This is a genomic window from Cellulomonas sp. Leaf395 (genome assembly GCF_001424125.1).
In the GTDB taxonomy this organism is placed as follows: Bacteria; Actinomycetota; Actinomycetes; order Actinomycetales; family Cellulomonadaceae; genus Cellulomonas.
Map to the genome: position 1 here is coordinate 449,775 of NZ_LMQI01000005.1, position 17,840 is coordinate 467,614.

Consider the following 17,840-nt stretch of genomic DNA (forward strand, 5'->3'; position numbering starts at 1 on the left):
GGTGAGCGACCTGTTCGCCGGCGACACCCGTGTCGCCCCTGCCGAGTCCAAGTCGTCGCGCTCCCGTGGCCGGGCCCAGGAGCAGCGCGAGCGCAAGCGCCGTCGGCGCCGCTCCATCTGGGTGCTGATCGTCGCGATCCTGATGGTCGTCGGTGCCGGCTACGTCGTCGTCGAGCTCATGGGCGGCATGTTCCAGGGCGGAACCGACGGGGCCGACAGCGGCGTCGAGGACTACACCGGCGTGGGGCACGGCAGCGCGGAGGTCGTCATCGAGCCCGGAGACACGGGCGCTGACATGGCGGCGACCTTGGTCTCGGCCGGCGTCGTCGCGACCGAGAAGGCGTTCAACGAGGCGTTCGCCGCCAACCCGCAGGCCGCCTCGATCCAGCCTGGCACCTACAACCTCCTGCTCGAGCTGCCGGCGTCCGACGCCGTCGTCGCCCTGCTCAACCCGTCGAGCCGCGTGTCCTTCGCTCTCACGATCCCCGAGGGACTGACCCGGGACCAGATCGCCACGAAGATCAGCGAGAAGATGGCACTTCCCATCGAGGAGGTCACCGCGGCGATCGCCGATCCCGCCGCGATCGGCTTGCCCGCGGAGGCCAACGGGAACGTCGAGGGCTGGCTGTACCCCGCCACGTACACCATTGAGCCCGACGCGTCGGCCGCGAGCGTGCTGTCGCAGATGACCGCACAGACGGTGGCCGTCCTCACGGAGAAGGGTGTCCCGCAGGACCAGTGGGCGACCGTGCTCAACAAGGCGTCCATGGTCGAGCGCGAGGCACGTCTGCCCGAGGACCGACCCAAGGTGGCGCGCGCCATCGAGAACCGGCTCGCCAAGGAGATGCCGCTCGCCGTCGACTCGTCCGTCGCTTACGGCCTCGGCAAGCCCGGGACCGGCCTCAGCACCGCGGACACTCAGGACGCGAGCAACCCGTACAACACCTACAAGCACCTGGGTCTGCCTCCGACGCCCATCGCGTCGCCGGGCGCCGCCTCGATCGACGCGGTTCTCGCGCCGGCCGAGGGGGACTGGCTGTTCTGGGTGACCGTCAACCTCGACTCCGGAGAGACGCTCTTCGCCACCACCTACGACGACCACCAGGCGAACGTGGAGCTGTTGCGAGCCTGGCAGGCGGAGAACAGCAAGTGACGGCCGCCGCCCAGCGACGGGCGGCGGTGCTCGGGCACCCGGTGGCGCACTCGCTGTCACCGGTGCTGCACCGCGCCGCCTACGTGGCGCTCGGCCTCGACGGCTGGAGCTACGACGCCGTCGACGTCACGGAGGACGGTCTTCCCGCGTTCCTCGCCGGCCTGGACGACTCCTGGGCGGGGCTCAGCCTGACGATGCCGCTCAAGCAGTCGATCATCCCGCTGTTGGACCACGTGGAGCCGCTCGCCGAGGTGGTGGGCGCGGTCAACACGGTGCTGTTCCAGGGGCGCACGCTGGTCGGTGCGAACACGGACGTGCACGGCATCGTCGCGGCGCTCGGGCTCACCGGTCCGATCACCCGCGCCGCCGTGCTGGGCGCTGGAGCCACCGCGTCGTCCACGCTGGCGGCGCTCGCGCAGCTGCGCTGCACCTCGCCCGTCGTGTACGTGCGAGCCGTCGCTCGGGCTGGAGCCCTCATGCGGGCTGCACACCGGATGGGCGTCACCCCGGTGTACCGCACGCTGGACGAGGCGCCCGCGGAGATCGGCCGCGCGGAAGTCGTCATCTCGACCCTCCCGCCGTACGCCGCCGACCCGATCGCGGAACGGCTCGTGGCGGCCGAGGGCGTGCTGCTCGACGTCGCGTACGACCCGCGACCGACGGCGCTCTCCGTCGCGTGGGCGTCCGTCGGGGGAGCGGTCGTCGGCGGTGAGCAGATGCTGTTGCACCAGGCCGCCGAACAGGTCCGGCTCATGACCGGTCACCCCGCTCCGCTCGCCGCGATGTCGTCCGCGCTCGAGGACAAACTGACCGCCTGACGGGCTCACCCCGGTCGCCGTTCCTGCCGATTGATCCGGAGACACCAGCGCGGCCAGCAGTCGGCCGCCGGTTGGACCGGAGGGGACGCGCGTGAAGCAGCTCGGGGAGATCCTGCTCGACGACGGCCTCGTCACGGAGGCGCAGCTGCTCGCCGCGCTCGACGAGACGTTGGCCCGGGGCACATCGTTGGGGCGCACGTTGGTCGAGTTGGGGGTGCTCACCGAGTCCCAGCTGGTCAAGGCCCTCGCCAACCAGGTCGGCATGGCCTTCGTCGACCTGGACGACTACCCGGTCGACCGGACCGCCGTCAGCATGGTGCCCGGGGCGCTGTGCCGTCGCTACTCCGTGCTGCCGGTCGCGCTCGAGGGCGGGTCGATCGTGCTCGCGACGTCCGACCCGGGCAACGTCATGGCCGTCGACGACGTGCGCTCGGTGTCGGGGATGTCCGTCATCCCCGTCATCGCCACGCACGACAACCTGCTGCGCGCGATCGACCGGTACTGCCGTGCGGACGACGAGATGGAAGGCCTCTCGCAGGCGTTCGAGGACCAGGTCGACGACACCGAGGCCGACCTGTCGAAGATGGCCGAGATCGGCGACGAGGACGCGCCGATCGTCCGGTTTGTCAACCTGCTGGTCACGCAGGCGATCACCGACCGCGCCTCGGACATCCACATCGAGCCGTCCGAGAAGGACCTGCGCGTCCGCTACCGGATCGACGGTGTGCTGCACGAGACCCAACGGGCGCCCAGGCAGATCCAGAGCGGCGTCATCAGCCGCGTGAAGATCATGAGCGACATCGACATCGCCGAGCGCCGCAAGCCGCAGGACGGCCGGATGTCGGTCGTCCACGACGGGCGCAAGATCGACCTCCGCGTGGCGACGCTGCCCACCGTGTGGGGGGAGAAGATCGTCATGCGAATCCTCGACAACTCCACCGCGAGCCTCGACCTGCGCGACCTGTCGTTCCTCGACGAGAACTACGAGACCTACCGCGAGGCGTACACCAAGCCGTACGGGATGATCCTGGTCACCGGCCCGACTGGTTCCGGCAAGTCCACGACGCTCTACGCGACGCTCAACGCGGTGTCGAAGCCGGAGATCAACGTCATCACCGTCGAGGACCCGGTGGAGTACCGGCTCGCGGGAATCAACCAGGTCCAGGTCAACCCGAAGGCCGGGCTCACGTTCGCCGGGGCGCTGCGGTCGATCCTGCGATCCGACCCCGACGTCGTGCTGCTCGGTGAGATTCGCGACCACGAGACGGCGCAGATCGCCATCGAGGCGGCCCTGACCGGTCACCTGGTTCTCTCGACCCTGCACACCAACGACGCCCCGTCGGCCGTCACACGGCTCATCGAGATGGGCATCGAGCCGTTCCTCGTGGGGTCGGCGCTGGACGCGGTCGTCGCCCAGCGGCTCGCGCGCCGGCTGTGCAACAAGTGCAAGGCGGCGTACACGCCGAGCCCCGAAGAGCTGCGCGCCGCGCGGTTCCCGTGGGTCGACGGCGAGCCGCTGCCCGAGCTGATGCGCCCGGTCGGCTGTGTGACGTGCTCGAAGACCGGATACCACGGGCGGCTCGCGCTGCACGAGGTCATGCGCGTGACCGAGGAGATCGAGCGCCACGCGGTCGCGCACTCGTCCTCCGCCGACATCGCGGCGACCGCGGTCACGCAGGGCATGATCCCGCTGCGCGACGACGGGTGGCACAAGGTGGCGCTGGGTCAGACCTCGATCGAGGAGATCCTGCGCGTCGTCGTCACGTAGGCGCCGACGCCCATCGACGCCTCAAGTCGGGCATCGGCGCCGCCGATGAACGGAACAGATCGAAGGCTTGGTATCGGCACGTCCGTGTCGGTCGAACCAGGCGACCACGTGGAGGGAATGACGTGAGCGAGTCCTACCAGGCACCCACGGGGGAGCCCTCGCGGCCGTTGCCGCCCTACCGACCCGTCGGCCCGCAGGCCGGTCCGCCTCCGGTCGGCCACGGCGCGACGGCGAGGTTCTCGCCGATCCCGTCGCAGAGCACGGCCCCGTCCGCGCCGGCGGGTCCGCCGCCGTACCAGGCGCAGGCATCCGCCGTGCACCAGCCGTTGAACGCGGCCCCCGCGCAGCCGCAGACGTCGTTCTCGCCCCAGGGGCCTGCCAGCCCGATGGGCGCCACACAGGTGTTCATGCCCGCCCCACCCGCCCCACCGGCTGCGGTGCAGCGGCCGGCCGCAGCACCCGCTCCCGCGCCGCTGGCACGCGACCGGGGCCCTCGACGTGGGATGGGCCAGGAGCAGCAGGAGGGCGACCTCCCGATCGACGAGATCCTGACCGAGATGGTGCGCGTCGGCGCGTCTGACGTCCACCTCACCACGGGCACGAGCCCGATGGTGCGGATCAACGGCTCGCTCAAGGCGCTCGACGGGTTCGGCCAGGTGCAGCCCGAGGGTCTGCGCCGCTCGTTGTACGGGTTCCTCACGCAGAAGCAGCGCGAGAAGTTCGAGACGAACCTCGAGCTCGACCTGTCGTACTCCGTCCGCGGCCTCGCGCGTTTCCGCGTGAACATCTACCAGCAGCGTGAGTCCATCGGCGCCGCATTCCGCGTGATCCCCTACGAGATCAAGCCGCTCGAGGCGCTCGGCGTGCCTGCGGTCGTCGGCACGTTCGCCGGTCTGCCGCGCGGCTTGGTGCTCGTCACGGGCCCCACCGGCTCGGGGAAGTCCACGACGCTGGCCTCGATCGTCGACCTCGCGAACCGCACGCGCGAGGACCACATCATGACCGTCGAGGACCCGATCGAGTTCCTCCACCGCCACAAGAAGTGCGTGGTCAACCAGCGTGAGGTCGGGCAGGACACCCACTCGTTCGGCAACGCGCTCAAGCACGTGCTGCGCCAGGACCCCGACATCATCCTCGTCGGCGAGATGCGTGACCTGGAGACGATCTCCGTGGCGCTCACCGCAGCCGAGACCGGCCACCTGGTCTTCGCCACGCTGCACACGCAGGACGCCGCGCAGACGATCGACCGCGTCATCGACGTGTTCCCTGCCCACCAGCAGGCACAGGTCCGCACCCAGCTGGCCGGAGCCCTCCAGGGCGTCGTCTGCCAGACGCTGGCCAAGCGGTCGGACTCGCCGGGCCGTGCCGTCGCCACCGAGGTGCTCGTCGCGACCCCCGCCATCCGCAACCTCATCCGCGAGGGCAAGACCCACCAGATCTACTCGGCCATGCAGGCCGGCGCCAAGCAGGGCATGCACACCATGGACCAGCACCTGTCCGAGCTGGTCAAGACCGGCAAGATCAGCTACGAGACCGGACTGGAGAAGTGCCACCACGTGGAGGACTTCAACCGACTGACCGGGCGTTTCTCCGGTGGTTCGCAGGGTGCCGCGGGCATGGGTGACCAGGCGACCATGGGTGGCGCCGCCTACGGAAGCCAGGCCTTCTGATGGCCGGCGGGACGAAGACGTTCGAGTACGCCGTCCGGGACAAGGGCGGCAAGATCGTCAAGGGTCGCGTCGAGGCGACCAACCAGGCGGCGGTGGCGAACCGGCTGCGGGAGATGGGCCTCGCGGCCGTGTCGATCTCCGAGGTCAGCACCGGCGGCATGAACGCCGAGATCAACATCCCCGGCTTCGGCGGCAACAAGATCACACTCAAGGACCTGGCGGTTATGTCGCGCCAGCTCGCCACGATGATCGACGCGGGGCTCTCGCTGCTGCGTGCACTGACGATCCTCGCCGAGCAGACCGAGTCCAAGCCGCTGGCCAAGGTCGTCGCGCAGGTCCGCAACGATGTCGAGGTCGGTACCGCATTCTCGACGGCGCTCGGCAAGCATGCTGACGTCTTCCCGCCGCTGATGATCAACATGGTCAAGGCCGGCGAGGTCGGCGGTTTCCTCGACCAGACCCTAGTCTCGGTGGCCAACAACTTCGAGGCCGAGGTCAAGCTCCGCGGGAAGATCAAGTCGGCGATGACCTACCCGGTCGTGGTGTTTGTCATTGCTATCCTCGCCACCACCGGAATGTTGCTCTTTATCGTCCCGGTGTTCGCAGGAATGTTCTCCAGCCTGGGCGGCACGCTTCCGCTGCCCACGCAGATCCTCATGTGGATGTCGCAGGCGCTGAAGATCCTCATCATCCCGATCATCGTCATTCTCATCGTCTTCGCGGTGTGGTGGGGAAAGCACAAGAACGACCGGGGGATCCGCGAACGGGTGGATCCCTGGAAGCTGAAGCTGCCCGTCTTCGGGCAGCTCTTCCGAAAGATTGCGGTCTCGAGGTTCACGCGCAACTTCGGCACGATGATCCACGCCGGCGTCCCGCTCCTGCAGGCGCTGGACATCGTCGGCGAGACGAGCGGCAACCTTGTCATCGAGCGCGCCGCCAAGGCCGTACAGGAGTCCGTCCGGCGAGGAGAGTCCCTGGCAGGGCCGTTGTCGCAGCACCCGGTGTTCCCGCCAATGGTGGTGCAGATGATGGCCGTCGGTGAGGACACAGGCGCCCTGGACACGATGCTGGCCAAGGTCGCGGACTTCTACGACGACGAGGTCGAGGCGACTACCGAGCAGCTCACCAGCCTTATCGAACCCCTCATGATCGTCGTCATTGGCGCAATCGTCGGCAGCATGGTCATCGCGATGTACATGCCGATCTTCGGGGTCTTCGAGCTCATCAAGTGATGAGCGTTGCTCCGACCGAGTGAATTTCTCCGGTCGAACCCCTTTCGCTAAAGATTCTACCGTCCGGCGACGATGCATCACTCGTAGCACCGAACCGGCAATGCCGGACTGGCTTTGACAACGACCATCCGACCTGACTTCAAGGGGAGCGCACCATGATTGCTCGCATTCGCAAGTCCCTCGACGAGAAGGACCAGGGCTTCACCCTGATCGAGCTCCTCGTCGTCATGATCATCATCGGCATCCTCGCGGCCATCGCGATCCCGGTGTTCCTCAACCAGCGCGCGAAGGCTCGCGACACGTCGACCAAGGCTGATGTCTCGACCATCGGCAAGGAGATTGCTACGTACTTCGTCGACCGGACCGGCCCGGTTGTGATCACGCCAACCGTTACCGCTGGTGCGGCCACAACGATCACGCTGTCGGACGCTGGTACTCCCGCGTACACCAGCGGCGCGATCAGGCTGAGCAACGGAACTGCCGTGCCGGCTACGGGTGCGTCTGCAAACCTCGGCAACGATTCGACGTGGTGCGTCGCGCTGACGAACCCGGGCGGCGTCGAGGACACGTACAGGTACTCGGCGGCCGGTGGCCTCCAGGTCGGCAGCTGCTGAGTTAGTCGCAGTTGCTGAGTTCGTCGGTTCGCGGGGCGGGAGCTAGAAGCTCCCGCCCCGTGACGCCGCAGGTTCCGGAACGACGAGTAGCCCGAATCGGAGGCGAACAGATGAACGTCGTGAACGCTCGGCGTGGGTCGTCTGACGGCGGATTCACGCTCATCGAGGTCATCGTTGCGATGTTCATCACGCTTATCGTGATGACGGCGATGATGGGCGTGATCGTCTCGTCCCTCAGCACGATCGCGCAGGCGAAGCAGCGCCAGACCGCCACGTCGCTCGCGACCCAGTCGCTCGAGCGCCTGCGCGCGCTGCCCTACGACGCCGTAACCCAGCCCGACGGCTCCGCACCGGAGACGGGCATCGCCTTTGTCACCGACGTCAGCGGCGTCCGGCACTTCACGCCGACCGCCGTCCTTCCGGGCTTCGATGAGGTCCTCGTCGTCAACAACCCCGGCACGTGGAGCGGCTCCGGCCAGTTCGACGACGTGACGATCGGGAGCGCGACGTACCGCGTGTCCACCTACGTCTCAAAGCCACCGACGACGCCCGCCGGTCAGCAGACCTTCACGGCGACAGCCATCGTCACGTGGACGAGCAGCGTCTCGCACGGCACGCGCCGAGTCGTAGAGCAATCGACCCTTTACTCGCCTGCGGGATGCCTGTCCACCGCGCAAAGCCCGTTCGCCGCGCCGTGCCAGTCGTACTTCACCGCGCACGCCGGACAGGTGCTGTCGAGCCTCTCCGTCACGAATCCCACGGACTCGACGCTGCCCATCGAGGGCTTCGGCGCCAGCGACACCAAGCTCGAGATCGGGTTCCCCAGCAACGACGCGAACCTCCTGATCGAGCAGACGGCCTCCGGCAACGCCGGCGCCACCACCGAGGGCGTGGCAGTCTCGGGCACCACGCCGCAAGGCAGCGCGGTCGCCTCCGCCGCCGTCGACTCCGACCCGTCATCGACTCCGGGCCAGTCCGAGACCGTGACCACGCCCGGCTATGCGAGCTCGAGCCTGTCGGCCACCGGGTCGGCCGGGCAGCTGATCGTCACGCCGGCCGGTACCAACACGGGAGGCGCCGCCTCGGCGATCGCGGCGCCCAGCGCGCTCTGCGTCGGTGTCTCCGGCAGTGGCCTGATCACGGGCGACCCGACGACCCTGCGGCCGTGCTCCTCGTCGTGGGTGCAGCCCGGAAGCGGGACGTCCAGCCTCGTCTACAAGCCGGCCTGGGGCTCGGGCCCGCCGTTGAGCGTCGCGACGTTCGACGGGGAGTCCACCCCTGCCCGCTCCGTCGCGGCGCAGCTGACCAAGCCGAACGCGGACGCGTGCACGGGCGGCTCCGGACCGAGCGCAGTCGGCTGTGCCTACGGCGCGGCCTCGCGGGAGGTGGGAACCGTACAGCTCGGTCTGGCCTCGGGCGCATCGTCAGTCCCGGCCGGCTTCGGCGGTGGGCCGATCCTCACAGTCTCCGGGCTCGAGGAGTCGGTGCGCGCCGAGGAGGGACAAGGCGGCCGCGAGCCGCTCTATTCCCGCTCCGGGGCCGTGCGCGTCTGGGACGGGTCGACCTATCAGGACATCGATCTCGCGGACTACTCGGACCCGGCTGGTTCGCCCGCCGGTGCCACGGTCAATGTCCCGCCGACGGCGTTCGTCTACCCCGCGGCCTCGGGCGACGTCACGCTCACGTACGAGGGCGTCGTCTCGGTCCAGCGTCCGCAGGTGACCCGAACTCAGTCCGGCGCCACTCGCACGGCGTCATTGGTGGCCGACTGCAAGGCGAAGGCGTGCACCACGGAGGTCAACGGCGGCGGCGTCGTGACCGCGACCTTCACGGTCACGGTTCAACGCGGTGGGCTGCAGGTAGCCCAGTTCGGTATGTCGACGAGCCTCGGCGGACTCGTCTCCGAGGCGTCGTACAAGGTGGCCGCAAATGGTTGAGCTCCTGCGCCGTGCTCGCCGATCCCGCGACAGCGGCATGACACTGGTCGAGATGCTCGTCTCGATGATCGTGTTCGGCATCGCGATGGTGATGATCACGAGCGCGACCATCCTCGTCATGAACATGGCCAACGATGCCCAGCAGTCGGCCCAGACGGTCACGGAGCTGCGCCAGGCGGTCGCGGTCATCGACCGCCAGGTGCGCTCGGGCAACGTCCTGTTCAGCCCGGCCAACGAGACCATCCCCAGCAGCTGCCAGGCCTACGGGACCAGCGCCGGGTCCTGCATGCGGATCTTCACCCAGTCGAACGGCAGCGAGAAGTGCGTGCAGTGGCAGCTGCTCGACGACGGGTCCGGGACGAGCACAGGCACGCTGCGGATGCGGTCGTGGGCTCTCGACTACCTGACGAGCGGCGACATCACGCCGTGGTCTGTCGTCGCGCGTGACCTGAGGACGTCGAGCACCACTGCTCCGTTCACGCTGCTCGGCGCGTCCACTCCGTACAAGGAGCGCGCGCTGCAGCTGCACATCGTCGGTATCGACGAACGCAACGGTAAGGAGCAGGCCGTCGACACGACTCTGACGGGCCGCAACACCAGCTACGGGTACGACTCCGGGCAGTGCACGCCTGTGCCCCCCGCGTGATGAGAGGACTGGACATGCGCCAGCGTCTGCGTAGTGAAGGCGGTGACGACGACGGCATCGCCATCGTCGCCGCTGTCGCTGTGGTCATGATCGTGAGCATGCTCGTCCTGACGGTCGTGTCGCTGGCGATCTTCGAGGCGCGAGCGTCGGGCCGCGACCGCGCGCGCTCGGTCGCCGTGGGCTCCGCGGAGGCGCGCGTCGACAGCCTCGTGGCCACCGTGCAGTCGACCGCTCCGGGCGACCTGCCGTGCGGCACACTCACGGACTCCGTCGACCTCGCCTCTGACGACCTCGACCGGACGACCGTCGTGACGTACTACGGCGCGAACGGTGCGGCAGTCGACTGCAGCGCCCTGGAGGCGACGCGCCTCGTGCAGGCGGCGATCAAGACGACTGCGGACACAGGACCCATCGTCGGCACCGCCCCGGCATCCCGCACCGTGGAGACACTCATCCGGCTCAGCCCGGAGTTCGGGAACGACCTCGACAAGGCGATCTTCGGGAACGCCGGGATCGAGCTCTCCAACCACGCGAGCATCTACGGCCAGAACGGGCAGCCGGACGCCGACGTCTACACCAACGGCAACGTCGTCTGCGACAACAACCAGCACTACTACGGGTCGATCTACGCGCAGGGCACGATCTCGCTGTCGAACACCTGCACGGTGGAGGTCGACGCGCACGCCAAGCTGGGCATCACGGCGACGAACCCGGGCGTGCAGATCAACGGCCGGGCGCTGGTCTCCAACGGAAACATCTCGCTCGGTCCGGCAAGCGTCGGCCAGCAGGCGCGCGCGTCGGGCACGGTGACGGGAAACATCTGCACCACGACGGGCAAGTGCGTCGGCGGCCAGAGCGTCCCGCCGCCGGCGGTGTCGACATTCCCGGAAATGAACCGGTCGGGGTACACCCAGTGGCTCACCCAGGATCCCCCCACCGAGAACTACCAGGTCGTCACCTTCTCCGGCGACACCGATCCGGTGTTCCGCTGCGGCATGTACGGCGAGCCAGGGCCGCTCAACGGCAAGGTCGACTATGTCGCCAAGTGGATCTTCGAGCACGGCTCGTCGCTCACCTCGAACACGGTCATCCTCGCGGACTGCCCCGGCCAGCCGGTGAAGCTGCAGGGCACCGGCATAAGCATCAACAAGCACCTCGTCATCTACAGCCAGGGCGGGGTCAACTTCTCGGGCAACTCACAGATCGTTTCGAGCGACGGCGCCCAGCACAGGCTCTACCTCATCCAACCGTACGACGCTGACGTTGCCCCGGGCACGTTCGGGAACTGCGGGGACGGCATCGCACTCGACAACCAGGTCACGGTGCAGAACAAGATCGACGTGCTCCTGTACTCGCCCTGCGACATCCGCAAGGCGAACAACACCGAGCACTACGGTCAGATCTACGCCGGCGGCGTCGCGAAGATCGACAACCAGCTGACTATGTACTACAAGCCGCTGCCGGTCTGGGGCGTGACCGCGGTGACGACGGCCGTGGAGTACTACAACGTGGAGATCCAGTACAAGCGTGAGAACCGATAGTCGTCAGGGGGTGCGCCGATGATCGACGTCGGCGCGCCACCGGTCTCCGCACTGGTCGCGGCCTTCGTCGGCGTCATCGGCCTCCTGATCGGCTCGTTCATCAACGTCGTCGTCTGGCGGGTCCCGCGCGGCGAGTCCGTGGTGCACCCGCCGAGCGCGTGCCCGCGGTGCGGCCACTCGATCCGATCCCGGGACAACGTGCCCGTGGTGTCGTGGCTCCTGCTGCGGGGTCGCTGTCGAGACTGCGGTGCCCCGATCTCTGCTCGATATCCGCTCGTCGAGCTGGGTACGGGTGTGCTCTTCGCGCTGACGGCATGGTTCGCGGGCCCGACGTGGGTGCTTCCCGCCCTGCTGTACCTGGCGGCCATCTCCGTCGCGCTGGCGCTCATCGACATCGACACGAAGCGGCTGCCGAACGCGATCGTGCTGCCGGCGTACCCGGTCGCGCTCGCGCTGCTCACGCTCGCCAGCTGGAACCCCGGTGGGGAGCCTGACTGGGCGGCGCTGCTGCGCGCCGTCATCGGCGCGGCGATCCTCTACGCGGTCTACTTCGTGACCGTCCTCGTCTACCCCGCGGGCATGGGCTTCGGCGACGTGAAGCTCGCGGGGGTCCTCGGCCTCTACCTCGGCTGGTACGGGTGGGGCGCGCTCTTCGTCGGGTGGTTCTCCGCCTTCCTCCTGGGCGGTCTGTTCGCCGTCGGCCTGCTCGTCCTCGGCCGGGCCGGACGCAAGTCCGGGATTCCGTTCGGCCCGTGGATGCTGCTCGGCGCCGCCGTGGGCATCGTCGCGGGCCAGCCGCTGTGGGACTGGTACCTCGGCGTCCTCTGACGTCGAACATCCGCCACAGGAGTGCTGCTCCGGCCTCAAGTCAGGCGGCGCGGCACCCGATAGGACGAATGAACTCAATCGTCCGGGGGAAGGACTCTCGTGGGTACCACACGCGTAATCGGGCTGGACATCGGCTCGTCGTGCGTCCGGGCTGCGGAGCTCGAGTTCGGGACCGGCGGCCCTCTGGGCAAGACGCCGCCGACACTCGTGCGCTTTGGCCAGGTCGCGCTCCCGCTCGGCGCCGTCCGTGACGGCGAGGTCGTGCAGCCGGAGATCGTCTCGAGCGCCCTGCGGCAGCTCTGGGCACAGGCGAAGTTCGACTCCAAGGATGTCGTCATCGGCGTCGGGAACCAGCGGGTCATCGTGCGCGAGCTCGACCTGCCGTGGATGCCGCTGGCCCAGCTCAAGGCGTCCCTCCCGTTCCAGGTGAGCGAGCTGCTGCCGATGTCGACCGACGACGCCCTGCTCGACTACTTCCCGACGGCCGAGTACGACGGCCCGCAGGGCCGCACGGTCCACGGCATGCTGGTCGCAGCGCAGCGCGACACCGTGAACGCGAACGTCATGGCCGTCGAGGGCGCCGGCCTGCGGCCCCGGATGGTCGACCTCAATGCGTTCGCGCTGCATCGGGCGCTGGCTCGCGGCGAGCTCGCCCAGTCGACCGCGGCGTTCGTGGACATCGGCGCGACGATCACCACCGTCGTCATCTCCGCGCAAGGTTCACCTCGCCTCGTGCGGTCGCTGCCCACCGGGGGCCAGAACGTCACCGCCGCCGTCGCCAGCGCGTTGGGCATCTCCGCCGCCGAAGCTGAGGCGGTCAAGCGGGAGGTCGGCATCGGCTACACCGTCGGTCCCGAGCGGGCGGAGGCCGCCGAGGCGATCAGCACGGTGGCGCGCGCGCTCGTCGAGTCCGTGCGGAACACCTTCGTCTACTACTCGAGCAACAACCCGGGTGCCGGCATCGACGTCTGCGTGCTCACCGGTGGGGGTTCCCACCTCCCGGGCCTCGGGCAGTACCTGTCGAGCGCGAGCCGCCTGCCGGTCACCCTGGGTGACCCGCTCGCCGGCCTGCGGTCGGCCAAGACCGTGCGGCGCGACGCGCTGAACGGGCACGAGTCGTTCATCGCCCTCCCCGTCGGGCTGGCCTACGGAGTTGCCGCATGACCACGCTTCTGGAACGACCGAAGGGCCGGCCGAGTGCCGGGACTGCACTGAGCGGGACCCTTCCGCAGGTCAATCTCCTCCCGCCCGAGGTCCGCGCGGCCCGGGGGCTGCGCGCGACGAAGCGCTGGCTGGTGGTCGGAATCGTCGTCACCGTCGTCGGGTGCGTCGGCGCGTTCGGTCTGGCGCTGATCTCCGGTACACAGGCTGCGACGGAACTGGCGGAGGCCCAGGCCGAGACGACGCGCCTCCAGCAGGAGCAGGCCAAGTACGCCGAGGTCCCGGTGGTGCTCGACGCCCTGGCGGCGGCGACGAGCGCCCGCACGATCGGCATGTCGACGGACGTCCAGTGGAAGTCCTATGTCGACGCCATCGCCGCGGTGCTTCCCGCCAACGTGAGCTTCGACTCGACCACGGTCACGGTCGCGACCCCGATGAGCGCGGCGCCCGCGCCGGCCGACCCGCTCCAGCTGCCGAGCGTCGGGCAGATCCAGTTCACCGCGAGGTCGTCGGCGATTCCGGACACGTCCGCTTGGATCGACGCGCTCAACTCGGTCCCCGGCCTGGGCGACGCATGGGTGTCGTCGGCCACCGTCGGCGAGGACGAGACCGGTATCTACTACACCGTCGCATCGACGGTCCAGGTGACGGACGCGGCGTACTCGCACCGGTTCGACGCTACCGAGGGGGAGGGCTGACATGGCCGGCGCGAAGAAGAGCACCTGGGTCGGCGGCACGGTCTTCCTGGGCCTCGTCATCGTCGCGGCGGCGTGGTTCCTCGCCATCTCGCCGACGATGTCGGCGGCGGCGGAGGTGAGGGACCAGGCCCAGCAGACGCGTGAGCAGAACGATCTCCTCGAGATGAAGGTTGCCAAGCTCAAGGCCGACTTCGAGAAGCTGCCGGAATACAAAGCGCAGCTCGCGGTCCTGCAGCAGCAGGTGCCGACAAGCGCGATGCTCTCGGACTACCTCCGGCAGCTCGACCAGATCGCGATCGCCCACGAGGTGACGATCACGACGATCACGCCGGCAACTCCCCAGGCGGTCGTCGTCGCGGCGGCACCCGTCGCGGTCGCACCGGCGCCAGCGGAGAGCGCGCCGGCGGAGGGCGCGTCGTCGACGGAGACGCCGCCGGCCGAGGGCACCGAGGCGGTGGCGCCGCCCAGTGGCGGCGCACCGGCGGGCTTCACGGCGATCCCGTTCGCGCTGACCGTCGTCGGCACCTACGACAACACGAACGCCTTTCTGTACGACCTGCAGCACGCCACGGCTCGCCTGTTCCTCGTCACCGGTTTCACTGGCACGGCGCAGGGCGATTCCGAAGCATCGGGTGGCAAGCCCGAGACGCACGTCGGCGACCAGGAGCTGGCGATCTCGGGCTTGACCTACGTCCTGCCGGATGCCCTCGGTGTCCCGGCTCCGGTCGACCCGAACGCCACCCCGCCGGCCTTGCCCGGCGCGGTGCCCGGCAAGAACCCGCTGGTCCCCGTCGACGGTCACTGACCGCCGCTCGAACCACACGGTCCACCCTCCGGGCGCCAGCCCGGGGGGTGGACTGCGTCATGGGAGGATCCGTCACATGCTGCGTTGGTTGACCTCCGGTGAGTCCCATGGCCCGGCGCTCGTCGGCATCCTCGAGGGCCTCCCGGCCGACGTCGAGGTGCAGAGCTCGGACATCCAGGAGGCGTTGGCCCGCCGCCGGCTCGGCTACGGCCGTGGTGCGCGGATGAAGTTCGAGCAGGACGAGGTCCGCCTCCTCGGGGGCGTCCGGCACGGCCGCACCCAGGGCGGACCGATCGCCGTCGAGATCGGCAACACCGAGTGGCCCAAGTGGGTCGACGTGATGTCGTCGGATCCCGTGGAGGATCCCGACGTGCTGCTGCGCGCCCGCAACGCCCCGCTCACGCGACCGCGTCCCGGGCACGCCGACCTCGTGGGGATGCGCAAGTACGCGTTCGACGACGCCCGGCCCGTTCTCGAACGCGCGAGCGCCCGGGAGACGGCCGCCCGCGTGGCGCTCGGTACGGTCGCGGCAAGGTTCCTCGAGCAGGCGGCGGGTGTCCGGCTCGTCTCGCACGTGGTGAGCATCGGCCCCGTTCACAGCCCGGAGGACGCCGCGATCCCGACGCCCGACGACACGGTCGCGCTCGACGCCGACCCCGTGCGCTGCTTCGACGCGGCGGCGTCGGCCGCGATGGTCGCGGAGATCGACCAGTGCCACAAGGACGGCGACACGCTCGGCGGGGTCGTCGAGGTGCTCGCGTACGGGTTGCCGTCCGGGCTAGGGTCGTACGTCCACTCGGACCGTCGGCTCGACGGGCTGCTCGCGGCAGCGCTCATGGGCATCCAGGCCATCAAGGGCGTCGAGGTGGGCGACGGGTTCCGCACCGCCGCCCGGCGCGGGTCGCAGGCGCACGACGAGATCGAGCGGGACGCGTCGGGCCGGATCGTGCGACGCACCAACCGGGCCGGCGGGCTCGAGGGCGGCATGACCAACGGCGAGATCCTGCGGGTGCGGGCGGCGATGAAGCCCATCTCCACCGTTCCCCGGGCGCTGGACACCGTCGACACCGCGACGGGCGAGGCGACCAAGGCGCAGCACCAGCGCTCCGACGTGTGCGCAGTGCCGCCGGCGGCGGTCGTCGCGGAGGCGATGGTCGCGCTCGTGCTGGCCGACGCGCTGCTGACCAAGACCGGCGGGGACTCGGTCGGCGAGGTCCGCCGCAACCTCGAGGCGTACGTGGCGTCGATCCCGGACCTGCTGGCGTGAGCGCGGTGCCCGGCCCTCGCATCGTCCTCGTTGGTCCTCCCGGTTCCGGCAAGTCGACCGTCGCGGTCGCCCTGGGGGAGCGCTGGCAGCTCGCGGTGCGGGACACCGACTCCGACGTCGAGGCGACGGCCGGCAAGGCGATCACCGAGATCTTCGTGGAGGACGGTGAGCCCGTCTTCCGCGCTCTTGAGCGGGACGCGGTCAGGGTTGCTCTGGACGAGCACGACGGCGTGCTGGCCCTGGGCGGGGGAGCGGTGCTCGACGAGTCCACGCAGCAACTCCTGACGGCCTATGCCGCCGGCGGCGGGACGATCGCGTTCCTCGACGTGACGCTGGCGCACGCCGCCCCGCGCGTCGGGTTCAACCAGGCGCGCCCGCTGCTGCTCGGCAACCCCCGCGCGCAGTGGCAGGCGCTCATGGAGGCCCGTCGACCCGTGTACGAGCGGCTGTCGACCGTGCGGGTCCTCACCGATGACCAGCGCCCGGCCGACGTCGCAGAACTGATCGAAACGGAGCTCGCGGCTCTGCGCTGCGGCGGAGGGAGCACGTCATGAGCGAGTCGAGGACGGTCCGTGTCGAGGGCGACCAGCCGTACGACGTCGTCATCGGCAGGCACCTGCTCGCCGCGCTCCCGGACCTGCTGGGCGCCAGTGTCCGCCGGGTGCTCGTCGTCCATCCCGCTGCGCTGGCGACCACCGCCGACGCCGTCCGGGAGGACCTGCGGGCCCACGGGTACGAGGCGTTCATCGCCGAGGTCCCGGACGCGGAGGAGGCCAAGACCGCGCAGGTCGCCGCGTTCCTCTGGCAGGTCCTCGGCCAGGCGGACTTCACGCGCACAGACGCCGTCGTCGCCGTCGGTGGGGGTGCGACGACGGACCTCGGCGGGTTCGTCGCCGCCACGTGGCTGCGCGGGATCCGGGTGGTACAGGTGCCGACGACACTGCTCGCGATGGTCGACGCGGCCGTCGGCGGCAAGACCGGCATCAACACGGCCGAGGGCAAGAACCTCGTCGGCGCCTTCCATCCCCCGGCGGGCGTGCTCTGCGACCTGGCGGCGCTCGAGTCGATGTCGAAGCACGACTTCGTCGCGGGCCTCGCCGAGGTGGTCAAGTGCGGCTTCATCGCCGACCCGCGGATCCTCGAGCTCGTCGAGGAGCACACCGCGGTGCTGACCGACCCTGTCGCGGCCGCGTCGTCGCCCGTGCTGCTGGAGCTCGTCGAGCGCGCGGTCGCCGTGAAGGCGCGCGTCGTCGGGGAGGACCTGCGCGAGGGTGGGCTGCGCGAGATCCTCAACTACGGGCACACGTTCGCCCACGCGATCGAGCACGTCGAGCGGTTCCAGTGGCGGCACGGTGCGGCTGTGTCCGTCGGGATGGTCTACGTCGCGGAGCTCGCGCGGCTGGCCGGGCGGCTGTCCGACGAGGTCGTCGACCGCCACCGTTCGATCCTCACCTCGCTCGGGCTTCCCGTCACGTACCGCGGGGACCGCTGGGACCGGCTCCTGGCCGCCATGCGGCGGGACAAGAAGACGCGCGGGGACCTCCTGCGGTTCGTGGTGCTCGAGGACATCGGGAAGCCCGTCCGACTCGAAGGGCCGGACCCGACGTTGCTCGCCGCTGCGTACGCCGAGCTCAGTGAGGGAGCACCGGCGCCGTCGCGGGCGATCTCGCTGTGACCCGCACGGCACATCCCTCTCGGGCGC

16 protein-coding genes are annotated in these 17,840 nt (G+C 69.6%); all 16 read left to right on the plus strand.

Going from position 1 to position 17,840, the window contains the following annotated elements:
* Nucleotide 1 precedes the first annotated feature (1 nt).
* Nucleotides 2–1,153, plus strand: a complete 1,152-nt coding sequence (mltG, locus tag ASG23_RS16660) for an endolytic transglycosylase MltG (protein ID WP_056028495.1) — start codon at nt 2–4, stop codon at nt 1,151–1,153.
* The gene (locus tag ASG23_RS16665) at nt 1,150–1,971 is read left to right on the plus strand and encodes a shikimate dehydrogenase (protein WP_056027392.1); all 822 of its coding nucleotides are present in this window, start codon (nt 1,150–1,152) and stop codon (nt 1,969–1,971) included. Before mltG ends, ASG23_RS16665 begins: the two co-directional genes overlap by 4 nt.
* Nucleotides 1,972–2,062: 91 nt before the next feature.
* Entirely contained in the window at nt 2,063–3,739 is a 1,677-nt protein-coding gene (locus ASG23_RS16670) for a GspE/PulE family protein (protein ID WP_056027395.1), read from the plus strand.
* Nucleotides 3,740–3,861: 122 nt separating this feature from the next.
* On the plus strand, nt 3,862–5,409 hold the full coding sequence (locus tag ASG23_RS16680; protein ID WP_157465719.1) for a type IV pilus twitching motility protein PilT: 1,548 nt from the start codon (nt 3,862–3,864) through the stop codon (nt 5,407–5,409).
* Nucleotides 5,409–6,641, plus strand: coding sequence for a type II secretion system F family protein (locus tag ASG23_RS16685; RefSeq protein WP_056027401.1), 1,233 nt, complete (start codon nt 5,409–5,411; stop codon nt 6,639–6,641). Before ASG23_RS16680 ends, ASG23_RS16685 begins: the two co-directional genes overlap by 1 nt.
* Nucleotides 6,642–6,796: 155 nt before the next feature.
* On the plus strand, nt 6,797–7,255 hold the full coding sequence (locus ASG23_RS20810) for a type II secretion system protein (protein WP_056027403.1): 459 nt from the start codon (nt 6,797–6,799) through the stop codon (nt 7,253–7,255).
* Nucleotides 7,256–7,365: 110 nt separating this feature from the next.
* Nucleotides 7,366–9,192: a prepilin-type N-terminal cleavage/methylation domain-containing protein gene (locus ASG23_RS16695; protein ID WP_056027405.1), complete on the plus strand. Its 1,827-nt coding sequence runs from the start codon at nt 7,366–7,368 to the stop codon at nt 9,190–9,192.
* Complete coding sequence (locus tag ASG23_RS16700) at nt 9,185–9,838, plus strand: PulJ/GspJ family protein (RefSeq protein WP_056027407.1); 654 nt, start codon at nt 9,185–9,187, stop codon at nt 9,836–9,838. Before ASG23_RS16695 ends, ASG23_RS16700 begins: the two co-directional genes overlap by 8 nt.
* Before the next feature lie 14 nt (nt 9,839–9,852).
* A complete protein-coding gene (locus ASG23_RS16705; RefSeq protein WP_056027410.1) occupies nt 9,853–11,379 on the plus strand; it encodes a hypothetical protein in 1,527 nt (508 codons plus the stop codon).
* 18 nt (nt 11,380–11,397) lie between these two features.
* Nucleotides 11,398–12,207 carry a prepilin peptidase gene (locus ASG23_RS16710; RefSeq protein ID WP_056027412.1) on the plus strand — a complete coding sequence of 270 codons (810 nt, stop codon included), beginning with the start codon at nt 11,398–11,400 and terminating at the stop codon, nt 12,205–12,207.
* A 99-nt stretch (nt 12,208–12,306) separates the two neighbouring features.
* Nucleotides 12,307–13,371 carry a type IV pilus assembly protein PilM gene (gene pilM / locus ASG23_RS16715; protein ID WP_056027414.1) on the plus strand — a complete coding sequence of 355 codons (1,065 nt, stop codon included), beginning with the start codon at nt 12,307–12,309 and terminating at the stop codon, nt 13,369–13,371.
* Nucleotides 13,368–14,066 (plus strand): hypothetical protein, encoded by a 699-nt coding sequence (locus ASG23_RS16720; RefSeq protein ID WP_056027416.1) that lies wholly within the window; start codon nt 13,368–13,370, stop codon nt 14,064–14,066. Before pilM ends, ASG23_RS16720 begins: the two co-directional genes overlap by 4 nt.
* A 1-nt stretch (nt 14,067) precedes the next feature.
* Nucleotides 14,068–14,871, plus strand: coding sequence for a hypothetical protein (locus ASG23_RS16725; RefSeq protein WP_056027419.1), 804 nt, complete (start codon nt 14,068–14,070; stop codon nt 14,869–14,871).
* A 76-nt stretch (nt 14,872–14,947) separates the two neighbouring features.
* Nucleotides 14,948–16,138 carry a chorismate synthase gene (gene aroC, locus ASG23_RS16730; RefSeq protein WP_056027421.1) on the plus strand — a complete coding sequence of 397 codons (1,191 nt, stop codon included), beginning with the start codon at nt 14,948–14,950 and terminating at the stop codon, nt 16,136–16,138.
* A gap of 5 nt (nt 16,139–16,143) precedes the next feature.
* Entirely contained in the window at nt 16,144–16,692 is a 549-nt protein-coding gene (locus ASG23_RS16735; RefSeq protein ID WP_157465759.1) for a shikimate kinase, read from the plus strand.
* Nucleotides 16,689–17,813 (plus strand): 3-dehydroquinate synthase, encoded by a 1,125-nt coding sequence (aroB, locus tag ASG23_RS16740; protein ID WP_056027426.1) that lies wholly within the window; start codon nt 16,689–16,691, stop codon nt 17,811–17,813. Before ASG23_RS16735 ends, aroB begins: the two co-directional genes overlap by 4 nt.
* Nucleotides 17,814–17,840 lie beyond the last annotated feature (27 nt).